This window comes from Desulforapulum autotrophicum HRM2 (assembly GCF_000020365.1).
GTDB classification, from domain to species: domain Bacteria; phylum Desulfobacterota; class Desulfobacteria; order Desulfobacterales; family Desulfobacteraceae; genus Desulforapulum; species Desulforapulum autotrophicum.
In genome coordinates this window covers 4,064,522-4,083,138 of record NC_012108.1, presented here as the reverse complement: position 1 = coordinate 4,083,138, position 18,617 = coordinate 4,064,522, and the positions used below count along the sequence as shown (strand labels likewise).

The 18,617-nt window shown below is 48.4% G+C and carries 30 protein-coding genes; all 30 read left to right on the top strand.

All coding sequences use genetic code 11. The features are described 5' to 3' along the window. The first annotated feature begins 9 nt into the window (after nt 1–9). The 30 genes from rpoC (at nt 10) to rpsK (ending at nt 18,544) form a co-directional block, all read left to right on the top strand. Nucleotides 10–4,398, top strand: a complete 4,389-nt coding sequence (gene rpoC / locus HRM2_RS17925) for a DNA-directed RNA polymerase subunit beta' (RefSeq protein WP_041273360.1) — start codon at nt 10–12, stop codon at nt 4,396–4,398. 116 nt (nt 4,399–4,514) lie between these two features. Continuing rightward, entirely contained in the window at nt 4,515–4,886 is a 372-nt protein-coding gene (gene rpsL / locus HRM2_RS17920) for a 30S ribosomal protein S12 (protein ID WP_015905445.1), read from the top strand. Nucleotides 4,887–4,951: 65 nt separating this feature from the next. Further along, the gene (rpsG, locus tag HRM2_RS17915) at nt 4,952–5,419 is read left to right on the top strand and encodes a 30S ribosomal protein S7 (RefSeq protein WP_015905444.1); all 468 of its coding nucleotides are present in this window, start codon (nt 4,952–4,954) and stop codon (nt 5,417–5,419) included. A gap of 51 nt (nt 5,420–5,470) precedes the next feature. After that, nucleotides 5,471–6,664: an elongation factor Tu gene (gene tuf, locus HRM2_RS17910; RefSeq protein ID WP_041273359.1), complete on the top strand. Its 1,194-nt coding sequence runs from the start codon at nt 5,471–5,473 to the stop codon at nt 6,662–6,664. Nucleotides 6,665–6,683: 19 nt separating this feature from the next. Continuing rightward, complete coding sequence (gene rpsJ, locus HRM2_RS17905) at nt 6,684–6,992, top strand: 30S ribosomal protein S10 (RefSeq protein WP_015905442.1); 309 nt, start codon at nt 6,684–6,686, stop codon at nt 6,990–6,992. A 21-nt stretch (nt 6,993–7,013) separates the two neighbouring features. Continuing rightward, nucleotides 7,014–7,637 carry a 50S ribosomal protein L3 gene (gene rplC, locus HRM2_RS17900; RefSeq protein WP_015905441.1) on the top strand — a complete coding sequence of 208 codons (624 nt, stop codon included), beginning with the start codon at nt 7,014–7,016 and terminating at the stop codon, nt 7,635–7,637. 200 nt (nt 7,638–7,837) lie between these two features. Continuing rightward, nucleotides 7,838–8,461, top strand: coding sequence for a 50S ribosomal protein L4 (gene rplD / locus HRM2_RS17895; RefSeq protein WP_015905440.1), 624 nt, complete (start codon nt 7,838–7,840; stop codon nt 8,459–8,461). Continuing rightward, nucleotides 8,458–8,745, top strand: coding sequence for a 50S ribosomal protein L23 (gene rplW, locus HRM2_RS17890; protein ID WP_015905439.1), 288 nt, complete (start codon nt 8,458–8,460; stop codon nt 8,743–8,745). Before rplD ends, rplW begins: the two co-directional genes overlap by 4 nt. A gap of 12 nt (nt 8,746–8,757) precedes the next feature. Beyond that, nucleotides 8,758–9,588: a 50S ribosomal protein L2 gene (gene rplB / locus HRM2_RS17885; protein WP_015905438.1), complete on the top strand. Its 831-nt coding sequence runs from the start codon at nt 8,758–8,760 to the stop codon at nt 9,586–9,588. Between the two features lie 13 nt (nt 9,589–9,601). Next, the gene (gene rpsS, locus HRM2_RS17880) at nt 9,602–9,880 is read left to right on the top strand and encodes a 30S ribosomal protein S19 (protein ID WP_015905437.1); all 279 of its coding nucleotides are present in this window, start codon (nt 9,602–9,604) and stop codon (nt 9,878–9,880) included. Between the two features lie 32 nt (nt 9,881–9,912). Beyond that, the gene (gene rplV / locus HRM2_RS17875) at nt 9,913–10,248 is read left to right on the top strand and encodes a 50S ribosomal protein L22 (protein WP_015905436.1); all 336 of its coding nucleotides are present in this window, start codon (nt 9,913–9,915) and stop codon (nt 10,246–10,248) included. An 18-nt stretch (nt 10,249–10,266) separates the two neighbouring features. Next, nucleotides 10,267–10,914, top strand: a complete 648-nt coding sequence (rpsC, locus tag HRM2_RS17870) for a 30S ribosomal protein S3 (RefSeq protein ID WP_015905435.1) — start codon at nt 10,267–10,269, stop codon at nt 10,912–10,914. 24 nt (nt 10,915–10,938) lie between these two features. Continuing rightward, nucleotides 10,939–11,346: a 50S ribosomal protein L16 gene (rplP, locus tag HRM2_RS17865; protein ID WP_015905434.1), complete on the top strand. Its 408-nt coding sequence runs from the start codon at nt 10,939–10,941 to the stop codon at nt 11,344–11,346. 4 nt (nt 11,347–11,350) lie between these two features. Continuing rightward, the gene (rpmC, locus tag HRM2_RS17860; protein WP_015905433.1) at nt 11,351–11,548 is read left to right on the top strand and encodes a 50S ribosomal protein L29; all 198 of its coding nucleotides are present in this window, start codon (nt 11,351–11,353) and stop codon (nt 11,546–11,548) included. A 19-nt stretch (nt 11,549–11,567) separates the two neighbouring features. Beyond that, nucleotides 11,568–11,825 (top strand): 30S ribosomal protein S17, encoded by a 258-nt coding sequence (gene rpsQ / locus HRM2_RS17855; RefSeq protein WP_015905432.1) that lies wholly within the window; start codon nt 11,568–11,570, stop codon nt 11,823–11,825. A gap of 18 nt (nt 11,826–11,843) precedes the next feature. Further along, nucleotides 11,844–12,212 (top strand): 50S ribosomal protein L14, encoded by a 369-nt coding sequence (gene rplN, locus HRM2_RS17850; protein ID WP_015905431.1) that lies wholly within the window; start codon nt 11,844–11,846, stop codon nt 12,210–12,212. 23 nt (nt 12,213–12,235) lie between these two features. Then, on the top strand, nt 12,236–12,565 hold the full coding sequence (gene rplX / locus HRM2_RS17845) for a 50S ribosomal protein L24 (RefSeq protein ID WP_015905430.1): 330 nt from the start codon (nt 12,236–12,238) through the stop codon (nt 12,563–12,565). 18 nt (nt 12,566–12,583) lie between these two features. Beyond that, complete coding sequence (gene rplE / locus HRM2_RS17840; protein WP_015905429.1) at nt 12,584–13,123, top strand: 50S ribosomal protein L5; 540 nt, start codon at nt 12,584–12,586, stop codon at nt 13,121–13,123. Between the two features lie 20 nt (nt 13,124–13,143). Continuing rightward, the gene (locus tag HRM2_RS26175) at nt 13,144–13,395 is read left to right on the top strand and encodes a type Z 30S ribosomal protein S14 (RefSeq protein ID WP_456297559.1); all 252 of its coding nucleotides are present in this window, start codon (nt 13,144–13,146) and stop codon (nt 13,393–13,395) included. Nucleotides 13,396–13,461: 66 nt separating this feature from the next. Continuing rightward, nucleotides 13,462–13,857 (top strand): 30S ribosomal protein S8, encoded by a 396-nt coding sequence (gene rpsH / locus HRM2_RS17835; RefSeq protein ID WP_015905427.1) that lies wholly within the window; start codon nt 13,462–13,464, stop codon nt 13,855–13,857. Between the two features lie 14 nt (nt 13,858–13,871). Then, nucleotides 13,872–14,414: a 50S ribosomal protein L6 gene (rplF, locus tag HRM2_RS17830; RefSeq protein WP_015905426.1), complete on the top strand. Its 543-nt coding sequence runs from the start codon at nt 13,872–13,874 to the stop codon at nt 14,412–14,414. A gap of 21 nt (nt 14,415–14,435) precedes the next feature. After that, nucleotides 14,436–14,804 (top strand): 50S ribosomal protein L18, encoded by a 369-nt coding sequence (gene rplR, locus HRM2_RS17825; protein ID WP_015905425.1) that lies wholly within the window; start codon nt 14,436–14,438, stop codon nt 14,802–14,804. Nucleotides 14,805–14,819: 15 nt separating this feature from the next. Then, entirely contained in the window at nt 14,820–15,314 is a 495-nt protein-coding gene (gene rpsE, locus HRM2_RS17820) for a 30S ribosomal protein S5 (protein ID WP_015905424.1), read from the top strand. 13 nt (nt 15,315–15,327) lie between these two features. Next, nucleotides 15,328–15,510 (top strand): 50S ribosomal protein L30, encoded by a 183-nt coding sequence (gene rpmD, locus HRM2_RS17815; RefSeq protein WP_015905423.1) that lies wholly within the window; start codon nt 15,328–15,330, stop codon nt 15,508–15,510. Further along, on the top strand, nt 15,511–15,948 hold the full coding sequence (gene rplO / locus HRM2_RS17810; RefSeq protein ID WP_015905422.1) for a 50S ribosomal protein L15: 438 nt from the start codon (nt 15,511–15,513) through the stop codon (nt 15,946–15,948). Between the two features lie 20 nt (nt 15,949–15,968). Continuing rightward, complete coding sequence (gene secY / locus HRM2_RS17805) at nt 15,969–17,282, top strand: preprotein translocase subunit SecY (RefSeq protein ID WP_015905421.1); 1,314 nt, start codon at nt 15,969–15,971, stop codon at nt 17,280–17,282. A gap of 55 nt (nt 17,283–17,337) precedes the next feature. Beyond that, on the top strand, nt 17,338–17,556 hold the full coding sequence (gene infA, locus HRM2_RS17800; protein ID WP_015905420.1) for a translation initiation factor IF-1: 219 nt from the start codon (nt 17,338–17,340) through the stop codon (nt 17,554–17,556). 48 nt (nt 17,557–17,604) lie between these two features. Next, the gene (rpmJ, locus tag HRM2_RS26170) at nt 17,605–17,718 is read left to right on the top strand and encodes a 50S ribosomal protein L36 (RefSeq protein ID WP_015905419.1); all 114 of its coding nucleotides are present in this window, start codon (nt 17,605–17,607) and stop codon (nt 17,716–17,718) included. Between the two features lie 11 nt (nt 17,719–17,729). Next, complete coding sequence (gene rpsM / locus HRM2_RS17795; RefSeq protein WP_015905418.1) at nt 17,730–18,098, top strand: 30S ribosomal protein S13; 369 nt, start codon at nt 17,730–17,732, stop codon at nt 18,096–18,098. A 50-nt stretch (nt 18,099–18,148) separates the two neighbouring features. Further along, on the top strand, nt 18,149–18,544 hold the full coding sequence (rpsK, locus tag HRM2_RS17790) for a 30S ribosomal protein S11 (protein WP_015905417.1): 396 nt from the start codon (nt 18,149–18,151) through the stop codon (nt 18,542–18,544). Nucleotides 18,545–18,617: the final 73 nt, after the last annotated feature.

The following is an 18,617-nucleotide window of genomic DNA, read 5'->3' as shown; positions in this document are numbered from 1 at the left end:
GAGAAGATATTGGAAACCATATACGACTTCTTTGCCAAGCCCAAAGATCCCAAAATTTATACGGGTGTTCAGATAGCGCTTGCCTCTTCAGATCAGATAAGAGAGTGGTCCCACGGTGAAATAAAAAAACCTGAAACCATCAATTACCGGACATTCAAGCCTGAACGTGATGGGCTTTTCTGTGCAAAGGTATTTGGCCCCACAAAGGATTATGAGTGCAACTGCGGCAAGTATAAACGCATGAAGCACCGGGGGGTTATTTGTGAAAAATGCGGTGTTGAGGTTATTCAGTCCAAGGTACGGCGGGAACGCATGGCCCATATTGAGCTTGCCTGTCCTGTTTCCCACATCTGGTTCTTAAAAAGCCTGCCGAGTAAGATCGGAAACATGCTGGACCTTACCCTGAAGAATCTTGAAAAGGTTCTTTACTTTGACTCCTACGTGGTCATTGACCCAAAGGAGACAGGACTGGCCAAGCTTCAGCTTTTGTCCGATGAAAAATACCACGAGGCCATTGAGCTGTATGGTTTTGGCTCCTTTGAGGCTGGTATGGGTGCTGAAGCAGTTTTACAGCTTCTGGAACAGGTTGATCTGGAGGCCGTGTACCAGGAGCTCAGGGAAGAGATCGGGACAACCAAATCCGTTGCCAAACGTCAGAAAATGGCAAAACGGCTTAAGGTGGTTGATGCTTTCCGGACTTCGGGCCAGAGTCCCACCAAGATGATCATGACGGCTCTGCCTGTTTTGCCGCCGGATCTTCGGCCCCTGGTTCCCCTTGAGGGCGGTCGTTTTGCCACAAGTGATCTCAACGATCTTTATAGACGAGTGATCAACCGGAACAATCGGCTCAAACGACTCGTTGACCTCAACGCCCCTGACATCATTGTCAGGAACGAAAAACGTATGCTCCAGGAGGCTGTTGATGTTCTGTTTGACAATGGCCGGCACGGCAGGGTGGTCACCGGAACCAACAAGCGCCCCTTAAAATCCCTGAGTGATACCCTCAAGGGTAAACAGGGGCGTTTTCGACAGAACCTTCTTGGAAAGCGGGTTGATTATTCAGGCCGTACGGTTATTACGGTGGGGCCTGATTTGCGGCTTCACCAGTGTGGACTGCCCAAAAAGATGGCCCTGGAACTGTTTAAACCGTTCATCTACAACTACCTTGAGCAGAAGGGGCTTGTTTCCACAGTCAAGAGCGCCAAAAAAATGGTTGAAAGGGAGGAGGTCGAGGTGTGGGATGCCCTGGATCATGTGGTCAGGGAATACCCCATCATGCTCAACCGTGCCCCCACCCTCCATCGCCTCGGTATTCAGGCCTTTGAGCCGATCCTAATCGAAGGAAAGGCTATCCAGCTTCATCCATTGGTTTGTCCCGCGTTCAATGCCGATTTTGACGGTGACCAGATGGCTGTTCATCTGCCCCTTTCCCTTGAGTCTCAACTTGAGGCAAGGATACTTATGCTGGCCAGCAACAATATTTTGTCACCTGCCAATGGTCAGCCGGTGATTGTTCCCACCCAGGATATTGTTCTGGGTATTTACTACATGACCCGGGAGGTTCCAGGACTTCCCGGTGAGGGTAGCCGTTTTTCAGGTATTGAAGAGGTTCGGTGTGCCTTTGACGCAAACGAACTCCATTTGAACACGAAAATTAATGTCCGCATTGACGGCAAGGTCTACAAGACCACCTGCGGCAGGATTTTGCTTTGGGAGATCATCCCTGGTGATACACTGCTTTCCATGAGCCGTATCCGGGTGGCTGATAAAGAAACGGCCCTTGAGGCCCTGCAGATGCTCAAGAGCGCAAGGACCTTTGACGAGGTGTCTGAGCTTTTTTCCGATGAAGAGACCAAGGCCACCCAGGGAGCTACTGGTGTTCTTACCCGCAAGGAGTTTAAGAACGTATTCCAGGTTTCCGAGATAAAGGCCGAGCAGCTCTTTGGTTTGAGAAAGGGCCAGTTTTCCGATGTGATCGAATCTGGTGGATTTTATAATATTTTTCGGGTGGATCTGAGAGAGACCACGATTCCATTCCACCTGGTGAACCGGCTCATGACAAAATCAGCGGTCAGGGAGCTTGTGGATTATGCCTATCGGAATATCGGCATCAAAGAGACCGTGGTTCTGGCTGACAGGCTCAAGGACATCGGATACAAACACTCGACCCTTGGCGGGCTTTCCATCTGCATCGATGACATGATCATTCCTGACAATAAATGGGATATCATCCATGATGCTGAAAAGAGTGTGATCGACATCAAGGAGCAGTATTCCGAGGGTCTCATTACCCAGGGGGAAAAGTACAACAAGGTGGTTGATATCTGGGCAAAGAGCACTGATGACATTGCCGATGCCATGATGGAAGTGATGAAAAACCCGGCAAGTGCCAAGAGCTATCAGGGGCCTAAGGGGGATATCCTCAACGCCGTTTATATGATGGCCGATTCGGGTGCCAGGGGAAGTAAGGATCAGATGCGTCAGCTGGCCGGCATGAGGGGGCTTATGGCTAAACCCTCGGGTGAAATTATTGAGAACCCCATCACGGCCTGCTTCCGTGAAGGGCTTACTGTCCTTCAGTACTTCATTTCCACCCATGGTGCCAGAAAGGGTCTCGCAGATACGGCCCTTAAAACGGCGAACTCTGGGTATCTTACCCGAAGACTTGCCGATGTTGCACAAGATTGTACCGTGTCCGAAGACGACTGCGGTACCCTCATGGGTGTGGAGGTTGAATCCCTGCTTGAGGGGGGGGAAGTGATCCAGAGTCTTGGAGAACGTATCCTTGGCCGGGTCACCCAGGAGGATGTACGTGATCTTTACAAGGATGAGATCATTGTTGAGAGAAACGTTGAACTCGACGAGGCCATGGTTGAAAAGATTGAGGCTGCAGGTGTCACCAGCGTCAAGATCAGAAGCGTTCTAACCTGCAAGGCTAAAACCGGAGTGTGCGCCCGTTGCTACGGTCGGGATCTTGCCTATGGAAAGACCGTGGATATCGGCCAGGCTGTAGGTATCATGGCTGCTCAGTCCATTGGAGAGCCGGGTACCCAGCTCACCATGAGGACCTTTCATATCGGTGGTACGGCCAGCAGAAAGGTCGAGGTTGCTGAGATCAAGGCAAGGGTTGCGGGAACCATCAATCTGAACGAAAACATTCAGATTGTTACCACCGCAGAGGACAAGCAGATTGTCATGAACCGTAAGGGCGGCGGATTCTCCATTGTCGGCCCTGAGGGAAGGGAGCGGGCCCACGATGATATCATTTATGGTGCCACCCTGCTTGTACGAGAGGGCCAGGAGGTTGAAGTAGGAGACAGGATTGCTGAATGGGATCCCTTCACCACTCCCATCATCACCGAGGTGAGCGGCCGGGTCAGGTATGCCGACATCGAAGCCGGAGCAACGGTCCAGGAGAAGATCGACCAGGTAACGGGTAAGGTGAGCCGGACCATTATCGAAAGCAAGGTTGCAGATGTTCGACCCAGGATCACCTTCAGGGATCAGGAAGGTAAAGGTGTTAAATCGCCAGGTAGTGGTGCGGTTGCCCGTTATTTTCTACCGGTCAACGCCATTCTCATGGTGGACGAGGACGATCAGGTCATGGCTGGTGACATCATTGCAAAGCTTCCCAGGGCCACATCTAAGACCAAGGATATTACCGGTGGTCTGCCCAGGGTTGCAGAGCTTTTTGAGGTTCGAAAACCCAAGGAACCCACGGTTTTGACCGAGATTGACGGGTATGTGACCGTGTCCAAGGGTACCAAGGGAAAACAGAAGGTAACGGTTATGCCCACAGATGTGGGTGAAAAAAGGGAGTATCTCATCCCCAAGGGTCGCCATGTGACCGTCTATGACGGCGACTATGTCAAAGCGGGTGAGCCCCTGATCGGGGGCAGTGCAAATCCCCAGGACATCTTGAATATTAAGGGTGAGGTCGCCCTGGCCCGCTATCTTGTAGATGAGGTTCAGGAGGTTTACCGACTCCAGGGCGTAAGGATCAACGACAAGCACATCGAGGTGGTCATTGGCCAGATGATGCGCAGGGTAAAGGTGATCGATGTCGGGGATACTGATTTCATCCCGGACGAGCAGGTGGACCGGGCACGGTTTGCCGCAGCCAACAGAGCGGTTGTGCAAAAGGGTGGTGAACCAGCAAGGGGAGAGCCCCTCATCCTTGGAATCACCAAGGCATCCCTTGCAACGGACAGCTTTATCTCGGCCGCTTCATTCCAGGAGACGACAAAGGTCCTCACAGAAGCGAGCATGCAGGGTCGTCTGGATGATCTCAAGGGATTAAAGGAAAATGTGGTCATGGGGCGGTTGGTCCCAGCAGGAACGGGCTATGTGGCCTATAAGGACCTTGCAATTGAGACAGCTTCACCGGCTGCGGTCTAGTGTTTCGAGATCCGCATAAACAAAAACCTTGACAAAATCAATGCTTATGTATAATAATCTTACATTTTGTCGTACAGGAAGATTCGAAAATATTCGATAAGGAGTGTTATTACGGTATGCCGACCATTAATCAGCTGGTTAGAAAAGGTAGAAAAAAGGCCGAAAAGAAACAGAGTACGCCTGCTCTTAAGGGCGGCCCGCAGAAACGCGGCGTTTGTACAAGGGTCTATACATCCACACCCAAAAAGCCCAACTCGGCCCTTCGTAAGGTTGCAAGGGTAAGGTTGACAACGGGAATGGAAGTTGCAGCATATATCCCCGGAATGGGTCATAATCTTCAGGAGCATTCGGTCGTCCTTGTCAGGGGCGGTAGGGTAAAGGATCTTCCCGGTGTCCGGTATCACATTGTGAGGGGCACCCTGGATACCCTTGGCGTTGAAGATAGAAAACAGGGAAGGTCCAAGTATGGAGCTAAACGGCCCAAATAATCAAAAAGACCGGCACGTGACGCTGCCTGGATATTTTTGAATCACGATTAGGAATTGGTGGATACATGGCAAGAAAAAAAATAGTATCAGGGCATTTGAAAAATGCCATAAGTAAGGATGAACACATCTCGGTGAAGTTCGTCAACTGCATCATGAGGGACGGCAAGAAAAGTGTTGCAGAAAAGGTGTTTAAAGATGCAATGGAGCTTGTCGAAGAAAAGCTCGGTGAGTCATCCCTTAAGGTCTTTGAAAAGGCCATCGGTAACATTCGGCCTTCGGTCGAGGTTAAATCCAGAAGAGTCGGTGGGTCAACTTACCAGGTGCCGACTGAAATAAAATCCTCAAGGCAGACTGCCCTTGCCTTCAGATGGCTGCTTCGTTTCAGTCGGAGTCGCTCTGAAAAAGGGCTGTCCAACAAACTCGCAGCCGAGCTCCTGGACGCCTACAATGAACGGGGCGGCGCGGTCAAGAAAAAAGAGGATACACACAAGATGGCAGAGGCGAACAAGGCTTTTGCCCACTTTCGTTGGTAAAACAGCAAAAAAAGAACGTCCTGTTGATATGTCAGGGAGGGAGATTTTAAGATGGCTAAAGAAAAATTTGAGCGGAATAAGCCCCACGTTAACATTGGAACCATTGGTCACATTGATCATGGTAAAACCACACTTACTGCTGCAATCACAAAGCATGCAGCCCTTCTCGGTCATGGCAAGTATATCGCCTTTGACGAGATTGACAAGGCCCCTGAAGAAAGAGAAAGGGGTATCACCATTTCCACAGCCCATGTTGAGTATGAGACAGCCAATCGTCACTACGCCCATGTGGACTGCCCTGGCCATGCCGATTATATCAAAAATATGATCACTGGTGCGGCTCAGATGGACGGCGCTATCCTCGTTGTTTCAGCCGATGATGGTCCCATGCCCCAGACCCGTGAGCACATCCTGCTTGCCCGTCAGGTTGGTGTGCCAAGCATCGTCGTGTTCTTGAACAAATGTGATATGGTTGACGATGAGGAACTCCTTGAGCTTGTAGAGATGGAGCTCCAGGAACTTTTGACTAAATATGAGTTCCCCGGAGATGACACACCGATTATACGTGGTTCCGCCCTCAAGGCACTTGAGGCAGATACTTCGGATGACCCTGCAGCAGCTTGTATTCATGAGCTTTTGAAGGTTCTTGATGAGTATGTCCCAGAGCCTGTACGTGACACGGACAAGGATTTCCTCATGCCCATCGAGGATGTTTTCTCGATCTCAGGACGTGGAACCGTTGTTACCGGCAGAATCGACCGTGGTGTCATCAAAACAGGTGAAGAGGTTGAACTTGTGGGTATCCGTGAGACCACCAAAACCATCTGCACCGGTGTTGAGATGTTCAGGAAACTTCTGGACGAGGGAAGGGCAGGCGACAATGTAGGTCTGTTGCTTCGTGGTACTAAACGTGATGCCGTTGAAAGGGGCCAGGTTGTTGCAAAGCCCGGAACCATCACCCCCCATACCAAGTTTAAGGCTGAGATTTACTGCCTGAGCAAGGAAGAAGGCGGGCGCCACACTCCTTTCTTCAGCGGATACAGACCCCAGTTCTTTTTCAGGACAACAGACGTTACAGGTATCCTTACGTTGCCTGAAGGTGTCGAAATGATTATGCCTGGTGATAATGCGACCATCGAAGCAGAATTGATTGCTCCCATTGCAATGGAAAAAGAGCTCAGGTTTGCAATCAGAGAAGGCGGACGTACCGTCGGTGCCGGTGTTGTCGGTGAAATAATCCAATAGGTAAGAGAACGAGATTGATATGATAAAGACCAAAATCAGGATCAGACTAAAAGCATACGATCACAAACTCCTTGACCAGTCGTCCATTGATATTGTTGACACTGCCAGGAAGACGGGTGCAAAGGTTGTGGGGCCGATTCCACTGCCCACACGGATCAACAAGTTTTGTGTTCTGCGATCCCCCCATGTGAATAAAAAATCACGTGAGCAGTTTGAGATCAGAACCCATAAACGTCTGATGGATATTCTGGAACCCACCCAGCAGACCGTCGATGCTCTTATGAAGCTTGATCTTTCACCAGGTGTTGATGTTGAGATAAAACTATAGCGAAGAGAGCAGGAAGTTATCATGTTTAAAGGAATGTTAGGTAAAAAAATCGGCATGACAAGCATCTTTGCCGCAGACGGAACGCTTGTCCCTGTAACCGTCGTAAGGTTCGGCCCCTGTGTGGTTACCCAGGTTAAGGCTGAGAAGACTGACGGTTACAACGCCCTTCAGCTCGGATTTGACGAGCGGGCCCTGGCAAAATGCAATAAACCCAAGGTCGGCCATTTTTCCAAGAGTGGTTCAACCGGGTTCAACGTTGTCCGCGAGTTCAGGGTTGAAAACACTGACGAGTTTGAAGTCGGCCAGAACATTGGTCTTGATGGCTTTGCCATTGGCGACAAGGTCAATGTGTCGGGGACCTCAAAGGGTCGTGGATTTGCCGGAACCATCAAGCGCCACGGTTTCTCACGGGGACCAGAGACCCACGGTTGCAGGAATCATCGAAAACCAGGTTCAATTGGTTGTTCTGCATGGCCTGCAAGGGTTGTGAAGGGTAGAAGAATGCCCGGTCACATGGGTGTTGACAGAAAGACCGTCAAAAATCTTGAGATCATTGACATCAGACCTGATGAAAATTTAGTAATGATCAAAGGACCCGTACCCGGCTGGAAAACCGGACTTCTTGAGATTCGTAAGGCCGTATAGCTGAACGGCAAAAAGACCTGTGACACCATAAAATTCACAGGCAAGTGCTAAGCCGGACAGGGCAGTTGTTCAGGTTCAATCCGGTAGACAAGTTTGTATTGGTTCCCCTTGGGGGTTCAATACGGTTCTTAAATGCGGCCGTGGGTATTGCAATGATTATCGCAGTGAAGCACGGTCGCTAAAGTTTGATGAGGAAGGATATGGCTGCTGTAGATGTATTAAACAGATCAGGTGAAAAGGTCTCTGAGGCCTTTCTCGCTGATGAGGTATTCAGCATTCCTGTAAAGAAGAGCGTACTGCATGATGTGGTTAGAATGCAGCTTGCTAGACGGAGAAGCGGAACTGCCAAGTCCAAGGGCAGATCCGAGGTATCTGGAAGCACTAGAAAGCTTTACAGGCAAAAGGGAACCGGCAACGCACGTTCGGGTTCTGTAAAATCACCCCTTAGAAGGGGCGGCGGGGTTATTTTTGGACCTGCGCCAAGATCCTATGCATACGCAATTCCTAAGAAAGTAAGGGCATTGGCCCTTAAAATGGCATTGAGCTCAAAGCTTGCTGCCAACGAACTTTCGGTGATCGACACCTTTGCTATGGATTCGATCAAGACCAAGGAATTTGATTCTATTATTGATCATCTGGGCCTGAAAAACACCCTGATCGTCATTGACGGAGACGACAGAAATCTTGTTCTTTCCGCCAGAAATATTCCGGATGTGAAGGTAATCCGAACAGAAGGCTTGAACGTATATGACATTCTTAAATACGACAATCTCCTTTTGATAGAATCAGCAATCAAAGAAATTGAGGGGAGGTTTACACGATGAGAGAGTATGACATCATAAGACGCCCCATCAATACTGAGAAGACCAATCTGCAAAAAGAGACTGACAACCAGATCACTTTTGAGGTCGCAAGAGACGCAAACCGGGTAGATATTAAAAACGCAATTGAAAAAATTTTCAATACCAGGGTCCAGGCCGTTAAAACCATGCAGGTTAAGGGCAAGGTGAAACAGCGTGGCCGGATTGTCGGAAAGAGGCGCAATTGGAAAAAAGCCATTGTCAAGCTTATGCCTGGGCAGAGAATTGATTTTTTTGAAGGTGTTTAAAAAGAGGTAAACATGTCAATATTAAAGACAAAACCGACATCACCCGGAAGAAGAGCTCAGGAATACCATTCCTTTGAAGAGATTACAAAGACCCAGCCGGAAAAGGGTCTTCTTTCAAGGCTTAAAAAGACGGGTGGTCGTAATGTAAACGGTAGAATTACCAGTCGCCACAAGGGTGGTGGAGCCAAACGCCACTATCGTATTATCGATTTCAAGCGTGACAAGGACGGAATTCCGGCCAAGGTTTCATCCATAGAGTATGATCCCAACAGAAGTGCACGTATTGCCCTTCTTGTGTATGCCGACGGTGAAAAACGTTATATCCTGGCACCCAGGGAGATCAATGTAGGTGATCTTATCGAGACAGGACCTGAAGCCGATATCAAGCCGGGTAACTGCCTTCCTTTGGAGAACATTCCCCTGGGAACCCGTATCCACAACATCGAACTTAAGGTAGAAAAGGGCGGCCAGGTTGTAAGAAGTGCTGGAGCCTTTGCACGGCTCATGGCTAAAGAGGGAAAATACGCCCAGGTGTTGTTACCGTCGGGTGAAGTTCGCATGATTCATCTTAAGTGCAAGGCAACCATTGGACGGATTGGTAATGAAAAGCACGGCGATCTAAAGCTTGGAAAGGCCGGTCGCGCAAGATGGCTTGGCCGTCGTCCGTCAGTCAGAGGTGTAGCAATGAACCCCGTGGATCATCCCATGGGTGGTGGTGAGGGTAGATCTTCAGGCGGCAGGCATCCTTGCAGCCCGTGGGGAACACCTGCAAAGGGTTACAGAACACGGACAAACAAGAAATCCGATCAGTACATCATTAAAAGAAGAGCTAAAAGGAAATAATAGGTGATCTGATATGCCAAGATCGTTAAAAAAAGGCCCGTACATCGCCCAGGAGCTTTTAAATAAGGTGCTGGTTGCACAGGAAACGAGAAGCAAAAAGGTCATCAAGACCTGGTCAAGGAGATCCACCATATTTCCGGATATGGTTGGCCTTACCCTTGCTGTGCACAATGGCAAAAAATTTGTCCCGGTTTTTGTAACTGAAAACATGGTGGGCCATAAACTCGGAGAATTCTCCCCAACCCGTACCTTCTACGGGCACGCTGGCGACAAAAAAGCCAAGATGAGATAACCCGGCGGGTTTAAAAGCTAAAGGATATTGAGATGGAAGTTAAATCAGTTACAAAATATGTTCGTATATCCCCGCAGAAGTTACGTGGCCCGGTGGATGTCATCAAAGGACAAAAGGTTGAAGACGCATTGAACCTGTTAAAGTTCATGCCCTTAAAGGCCGCAGAAATCATAGCAAAAGCCCTCAGCTCTGCCGTTGCCAATGCTGAGCACAACCATGAGATGGATGTTGACGATCTCAGGGTGAAGAACATTATTGTTGACCAGGGTCCGACGCTCAAACGTTTCAGGGCCAGGGCCAGGGGCAGAGGCGCACGGATTCTGAAAAGATCCAGTCACCTTACTGTCATTGTCGATGCAACGGTCTAATAAAGGGAGGGCGAAGGCTTGGGCCAGAAAGTAAATCCAATCGGATTAAGATTAAACATCGTTAAAACCTGGGATTCCAGGTGGTACGCAGATAAAAACTACGCTGATTTTGTTTTTGAAGACTACAAGCTCAGGGCGTTTCTCAAGAAGAAACTTTTCCATGCCGGTATTTCAAAGATAGAAATTGAGCGTTTCACAAAACGGATCAGGATCAGGGTGTTTGCTGCAAGGCCTGGAATCATTATCGGTAAAAAGGGGAGTGAGATCGCTCTTCTTAAAAAAGAGATCGAGCAAATGATCACCCCTGAGGTGCTCATCGATATCCAGGAAATCCGTCGTCCTGAAATTGATGCCCAGCTTGTTGCTGAGAACATTTCCGCCCAGCTTGAACGAAGAATCGCTTTTAGGCGGGCCATGAAGAGAAGCGTCTCTTCTGCCATGCGTTTTGGAGCCCAGGGCATCAAGATCATCTGTTCCGGACGTCTGGGTGGTGCAGAGATGGCCAGAACCGAGTGGTACAAAGAAGGCCGAATTCCCCTTCACACCCTGAGGGCAGATGTGGATTACGGTTTTACCGAAGCAAAGACCACTTATGGCGCCATCGGTATCAAGACCTTTATCTTCAAGGGTGAAGTCTTGAAGGCGGATCGAAACGTAAAAGCGTAAATGAGTCAGTTAGGAGATGAATAAATGCTGAGTCCTAAAAAAATGAAATACCGTAAACGGATGAGGGGTCGCCTTAAGGGTAAACCCACTGGAGGTACTGATCTCACATTTGGTGATTTCGGGCTCCAGGCTACCGAATGCGGATATATAAATGCACGTCAGATAGAAGCTGCTCGTATTGCCCTGACCCGTAAGATCAAGAGAACAGGAAAGACCTGGATCCGGTTTTTTCCGGACAAACCGGTTACCAAAAAACCTGCTGAAGTCAGGATGGGTAAGGGTAAAGGTCCAACGGATGCATGGGTTGCGGCAATCAGGCCCGGCAGAATCCTTTATGAAATGGAAGGGGTTCCCCGGGAGCTTGCCAAAGAGGCTCTCCGTCTTGCGGCCCATAAACTTTCCGTAAAAACCAGATTTGTGGAAAGGAGCTAGGCCAATGAAGATATCTGAGATAAGAGAGATGAGTGCCCAGGAAATTACTGGGAAACTGACTGAGCTGAAAAAAGAGTTCTTTAATCTGCGCTTTCAGCATGGTGTTGGTCAGCTCGAAAATACAGCCATTCTCCCATCCATCCGTAAGGATATTGCAAGACTGATGACCGTCTGCCGGGAAATGAATTTAAACATTAGCTAATTTGAGAAAAGTTGCTGCCATGAATGAAAGAGGAAGAAAAAGAGTACTTTTAGGTACTGTTGTATCAAATAAAATGGATAAGTCCGTCGTCGTAGAGGTGGAACGTCTTGTTCAGCATAGGGTATACAAAAAGTATATCACGAGCCATAAAAAATATGCAGCCCATGACGAAACCCAGCTGTGCCAGATCGGCGACATGGTCAAGATAACCGAGTCAAGACCTTTGAGCAAAACCAAGAGATTTCGCGTCAGTGAGATTGTCAAAAAGGCAGTTTGATTTGAGAGGAGTTGAAAAATGATTCAGACCGAGACAAGACTAACTGTAGCAGACAACTCCGGTGCCAAGGAGCTCTATTGCATCAAGGTGCTTGGCGGCTCAAAGCGGCGTTATGCTGGTATTGGTGACGTAATTGTCGTCTCTGTTAAAGAGGCGATACCCAATGCCAAGGTGAAAAAGGGCGATGTGGTCAAGGCCGTGATTGTGAGAACCAAGAAAGAGGTTTCAAGACCTGATGGTTCCATGATTCGATTTGACGACAATTCTGCCGTTATCATCAATGCTTCCAACGAGCCCATTGGAACCCGAATATTCGGACCCGTAGCCAGGGAACTTCGTGCCAAGCGGTTCATGAAGATCATCTCCCTTGCTCCCGAGGTGCTTTAACTGCTCGGTTTTTGGAGAAACCTATGGAAAATTTCAAGTTAAAAATTAAAAAAGAAGATAAAGTAAAGGTACTTACCGGTAAGGACAAGGGAAAGATCGGTAAGGTCCTCAAGGTGCTCAGAAAGAAAAACCGAGCCGTTGTGGAAAATATCAATGTGGCAAAAATTCATCAAAGGCCGACTCAAGCAAATCCCCAGGGTGGTATTGTGGATAAACCCATGCCTGTGGACTGTTCGAATCTCATGATCATGTGCAACAGCTGCATCAAACCGGTGAGAGTCGGAATCAAGCAGCTGGAGGACGGGAAAAAGGTGAGAATCTGCAAGAGCTGTAACGAGCAGATTGATGCCTAGGATACCCGGAGGAGCGAAATGACAACGCTTAAAGAGATGTATGAAAAAGAAATAGTACCCGGCCTCAAGGAAACCTTTGGTTATAAGAACCCCATGGAGGTGCCCAAGCTCGATAAGATTGTGCTTAATATCGGATTGGGTGAGGCCATTAATAATGTAAAGTTGCTGGACTCTGCTGTTGAGGACCTTGCTCTGATTGCCGGCCAGCGACCGGTCATTACCAAGGCAAAAAAATCCATTGCCGCATTTAAGCTGCGTGAAGGAATGCCCATCGGTTGTATGGTAACCCTCAGGCGGGAAAAGATGTATGATTTCCTCTTGAAGCTCATCAACATAACCCTTCCCCGTGTTAGGGATTTCAGGGGGATTTCGGGTAAGGCCTTTGACGGTCATGGAAACTACAGCCTTGGCATTAAGGAGCACATCATTTTCCCTGAAATCGATTTTGACCAAACCGACAGTATCAAGGGCCTGAATGTGTCCATTGTTACCACGGCCAAGACCGACAAAGAGGGCAAGGAACTCCTGAAACAGTTTGGGATGCCCTTTAAAAACTGATGGTTTTTTGATTCAATGCAGTGGGGGGTTGGCAGTTTTTGTCCAACCTCGACACTGCGTATTGCAAGCATTTTAAGGAGGGTGATTTGGCTAAAAAAAGTCTTATCGCAAAGGCGGCACGAGCGCCTAAATTTGGGGTACGCGCCTATAATCGGTGTCCCATCTGCGGTCGACCACGGGGATTTATCAGAAAAGCGGGAATTTGTAGAATCTGTTTCCGGGACCTTGCTTCTGCAGGGAAGCTTCCCGGAGTGACTAAATCGAGCTGGTAATAATAGAGACCACCGGCGGGCAGGGCAACACCCTGCAGAACAAAAGGTAACGTTCAGGAGAAAATTATGGCAATGAGTGATCCAGTTGCGGACATGCTTACCAGAATCAGAAATGGTGCTAAAGCAGAGTTTGCCAAGGTGGATATCCCCGGGTCAAAGCTTAAGTTAGAGCTGGCGCGGGTGCTGAAAGAACAAGGATACATCAAGAATTACAAGTTTGTTGAAGATGACAAGCAGGGGATTCTTCGTGTGTACCTTAAGTACGTGGCTGACAAACCAGTGATTTATGGCCTTGAGCGGGTGAGTAAACCCGGTCGCAGGATGTATACAAAATCCAAGGAAATAAAATCAGTTCTAAATGGTTTAGGCATATCGATTCTATCCACATCAAAGGGTTTGATGACGGATAAACAGGCTAAAAAAGAGAACGTGGGCGGCGAAGTCCTCTGCAACATCTGGTAACATTGGAGGGATAAATGTCACGAATAGGTAAAAAGCCGGTCCAGATTCCCGAAAAGGTCGAAGTGAGTGTAAAGGGTGATTTGATTTCCATTAAAGGCCCTAAAGGTTCCCTTGACCGTAGTCTGCATCCGGCTGTAAAATTGGCGATAGAAAATGGTATGGTCAACGTTTCAGTTACCGACGATCAAGATCGAAAGACTGTGGCCCTCCAGGGGCTGTTTCGGTCGTTGGTGGCAAACATGATCACTGGTGTATCTGTCGGGTACGAGAAAAAACTTCTGTTGAACGGTATCGGATACCGGGCCGAGGTTAACGGCAACACAGTTGTGCTCAATGTGGGTTATTCCAATCCTGTGAATTTTGAGCTGCCTAAGGGCATTTCCGCACTCGTTGAAAAAAATACAACCCTTTCTTTGTCGGGTATTGACAAGGAAATCGTGGGTGAGACTGCAGCAAGAATTCGAAGGATCAGACCGCCGGAGCCTTATAAAGGCAAGGGGATCATGTATTCTGACGAACGAATAATCAAAAAGGCCGGAAAGGCTGCAGCTAAATAACGAAATCAGGAATAGACTATTATGGCAAATAAATCCACAAGGCTTGTTTCAAGGCTTAAAAGACAAAAAAGAATCAGGAAGCGGATTACTGGTACCGGGGAGCGACCCAGGCTCTGTGTATTCAGAAGCTCTGCCCATATTTATGCCCAGGTCATCGACGATGTTACAGGGTCTACCCTTGCAGCGGCGTCTACCCTGGACAAAGAGTTCATTGAGAATAAAGATAAGTTGGTGGGAAAGGATGCGGCTACGGCAATCGGACGCCTGGTCGGCGCAAGGGCTCTTGAAAAGGGAATCTCAAAAGTTGTCTTTGACAGAAATGGTTTCCTCTATCACGGACGGGTAAAAGCACTTTCAGACGGAGCTCGGGAAGCCGGGCTGAATTTCTAATAAGGAGGGAGTCCCTTGGCACAAAATCATGCAGAAGATAGCCTGTTGATCGACAAGGTTGTTAAAATCAACAGGGTCGCAAAGGTCGTAAAGGGCGGTAGAAATTTCAGCTTCAGCGCCCTCGTGGTCGTTGGTGACGGTGAAGGCAGTGTCGGCTACGGCTTAGGCAAGGCCGGTGAAGTTCCCGAGGCCATTCGTAAAGGCCTTGAAAAGGCAAAAAAATCCATGACTAAAGTTTCCATACTTGACGGTACCATCCCCTTTGAAATCGTTGGACGGGCAGGTGCAGGTAGGGTTATGTTGAAACCGGCCTCTCCAGGTACGGGTGTCATTGCAGGTGGCGGCGTTCGCGCGGTTCTCGAGGCAGCGGGTGTTACCGATATTTTAACCAAATGTATCGGCACCAACAACACCCATAACGTTGTCAGAGCTACCATGGCCGGGCTGAAGTCACTTGAAACCAAGGATGAGGTTGCCAGACGACGCGGCCTTCGTCCTGAAGATATTTAGGAAGGGGCTTGAGATGTCAGGTAAACTAAAGATTACACAGGTCAGAAGCCTGGTGGGCCGCAATGAAAAACATCGAAGGATCGTACGGGCCCTTGGTTTGAAAAGAATGCATATGACGGTTGAGCATACGAATAACCCTGCAATCATGGGCATGGTTAAGAAGATTCCTCATCTGGTTACCGTGGAGGAGGTTTAAATGAAGCTACATGAACTCTCACCCTCAGAGGGGAGTCGTAAAAAAAGAAAACGTGTTGGAAGAGGCCCGGGATCAGGTATGGGCGGAACCTCAACCCGGGGAAACAAGGGCCACAACCAGCGGTCTGGTGGTGGAACAAGACCTGGTTTTGAAGGTGGTCAGATGCCCCTTCACCGCCGGTTGCCCAAGCGCGGATTTAAAAATATCCTTGCAAAAAGTATCCTTATCGTTAATCTTTCAGACCTTGACCGGTTTGAGGATAAGGCGGTTATTGATGTGGCCGCCCTTAAGCAGACTGGTCTGATCAAGGGCATGTTTGACAAGGTTAAGATCCTGGGTGACGGTGAGGTGTCCAAAGCCTTTACCTTTAAACAGTGTCTTGTCAGTAAAACCGCCAGGCAGAAGATCGAAGCCGCCGGTGGTTCCATAGAATTATAATCGAATCTGAGGCCTTATAAATGATTGAGCGCGGATACCAGAACATACTCAAACTTCCTGAACTGAAACGGAAGCTTTTGATCACATTTGCCTTGCTGTTTGTTTACCGTGTTGGGGTTCATGTTCCCACGCCGGGTATTGACGGAGCAGCACTTGCTTCGTTCTTCGATAATGCCAGGGGGACACTCTTTGCGATGTTCAACATGTTTTCAGGAGGGGCTCTGGACAGGCTCTCTGTGTTCGCACTGGGAATCATGCCCTACATCAGCGCATCAATTATTCTACAGCTGATGACGGTTGTAATCCCCCACCTTGAGCAGTTGTCCAAGGAAGGAGAACAGGGCAGAAAAAAGATCACCCAGTACACCCGGTATGGAACGGTTGTTTTGAGTCTGATCCAGGGATTTGGAATCAGTGTTGGCCTTGAAAGCATGACATCTCCTGCCGGGTCGCCCATTGTCATGTATCCCGGCTGGGAATTCAGGTTAATGACGGTTATCACCCTTACGGCAGGAACGGCCTTTATCATGTGGCTTGGTGAGCAGATCACGGAGCGGGGGATCGGCAACGGTATCTCCCTGATCATTTTTGCCGGTATTGTGGCAAGGATGCCCATAGCCATTGCCAATACCATGAGGCTTGTGTCAACCGGTGAGATGGGGGTGTTCTCCCTGATCATCCTGATTGTCCTGATGGTTGCCGTAGTGGCTGCCATTATCTTTTTTGAAACGGCCCAGCGTAGGATTCCGGTCCAGTATGCAAAACGGGTTGTCGGCAGAAAAATGTACGGAGGGCAGACCTCCCATCTCCCTTTGAAGATCAATACGGCTGGAGTTATCCCGCCTATCTTTGCCTCGTCCATTATCATGTTTCCGGCAACCCTGGCAAACTTCATTGATCTGCCCATGATGAAGACGGTTGCTGCGGCCATGAGTCCTGGAAGCATTGTTTACAATTTGATCTTTGTCGGTTTTATCATCTTTTTCTGTTTCTTTTACACGGCTGTCACCTTTAATCCCGATGATGTGGCTGAGAACATGAAGAAGAACGGTGGATATATCCCGGGCATCCGGCCGGGCAAACGCACGGCCGAGTATATTGACCGGGTGTTGACAAGGATCACTACCGGTGGAGCCGTTTATGTTTCCCTTGTGTGTGTGCTTCCCACCATGCTGATGACAAAATTCAATGTGCCCTTTTATTTTGGTGGGACTGCACTTCTCATTGTTGTCGGTGTATCCATTGATACGGTTTCCCAAATTGAATCCCACCTCATTACACGAAACTACGAAGGGTTTCTTGGAAAATCCGGCAGTGTCAAGTCCAGGCGATAGTACTGGCGTTTATGACATGGCGACAAACAATAGATATGCAAAGGAATTTTAAAAAATGGCAAAGGAAGAACCCATAAAGGTAGAAGGGACAGTGCTTGAAACGCTGCCCAATGCCATGTTCAAGGTTGAGCTTGAAAACAAGCATCAGCTCCTTGCACATATTTCGGGCAAGATGAGAATGCACTTTATCAAGATTCTGCCGGGTGACAAGGTTACTGTTGAAATGTCACCTTACGATCTGAGCCGGGGCAGGATTACATACCGCTATAAATAGACTAGGGTCTCCTAAAACAGTCGGGAGATTACCCAGGAGTATTATAAGATGAAAGTCAGAGCATCTGTTAAAAAAATTTGTAAAGATTGCAAGATCATTCGTAGGAAAGGTGTTATTCGGGTGATTTGTATAACTAAACGTCATAATCAGAGGCAGGGATAGGGGGTAAAAGCGTGGCACGAATTGCAGGCGTAGACTTACCAAGAAATAAACACGTGGAGATCGCTCTAACCTATATCTATGGGATCGGCAGAACACGATCCCAGCAGATACTGGAAAAGGTTGGGATCAATCCCACACTTAAATCCGATGCCCTGACAGAAGAGCAGGTCAATGATATCAGAAAGGTCATTGACAGCGATTTCAAGGTTGAGGGTGAACTAAGAACCCAGATTTCCATGAACATCAAGCGATTGATGGATTTGGGATGCTACCGTGGCCTTCGACATAGAAAATCTTTGCCGTGCCGTGGTCAGAGAACCAGCACCAATGCAAGGACCCGAAAAGGTCCTAAACGAGCTGCTGTCAAGAAGAAGAAGTAGGGATAATTTGGGTTAACTATGGCCCTACCAATCAGGAGGCATTGCGCATAATGGCGAAAAAGTCAAAAAAAACTGTTACCAAGAAACGGGTAAAGAAGAATATATCCACTGGTGTGGTACACATCCAGAGCACATTTAACAACACCATTGTCACCATCACAGATGAGATCGGAAACACCATCTCCTGGTCAAGTTCTGGAATCCAGGGGTTCAAAGGTTCCAGAAAAAGCACTCCTTTTGCGGCAAAACTTGCTGCTGAAGATGCCGGTGCAAAGGCCATGGAGCACGGAATGAAAAATGTCAGTGTCTATGTAAAGGGACCCGGTGCAGGCAGGGAATCAGCTCTTAGAGCCCTCCATGCCCAGGGCTTTAACATCTCTTTTATTAAAGATGTTACCCCTGTTGCTCACAACGGATGCCGACCCCCAAAAAGAAGAAGGGTCTGATCCCGTTTATTGAAGATCCCCAAGACCCTTTTTTCGGTGTTGGGGATTCTGTGAAAAGATTTTTAAAGGAGGA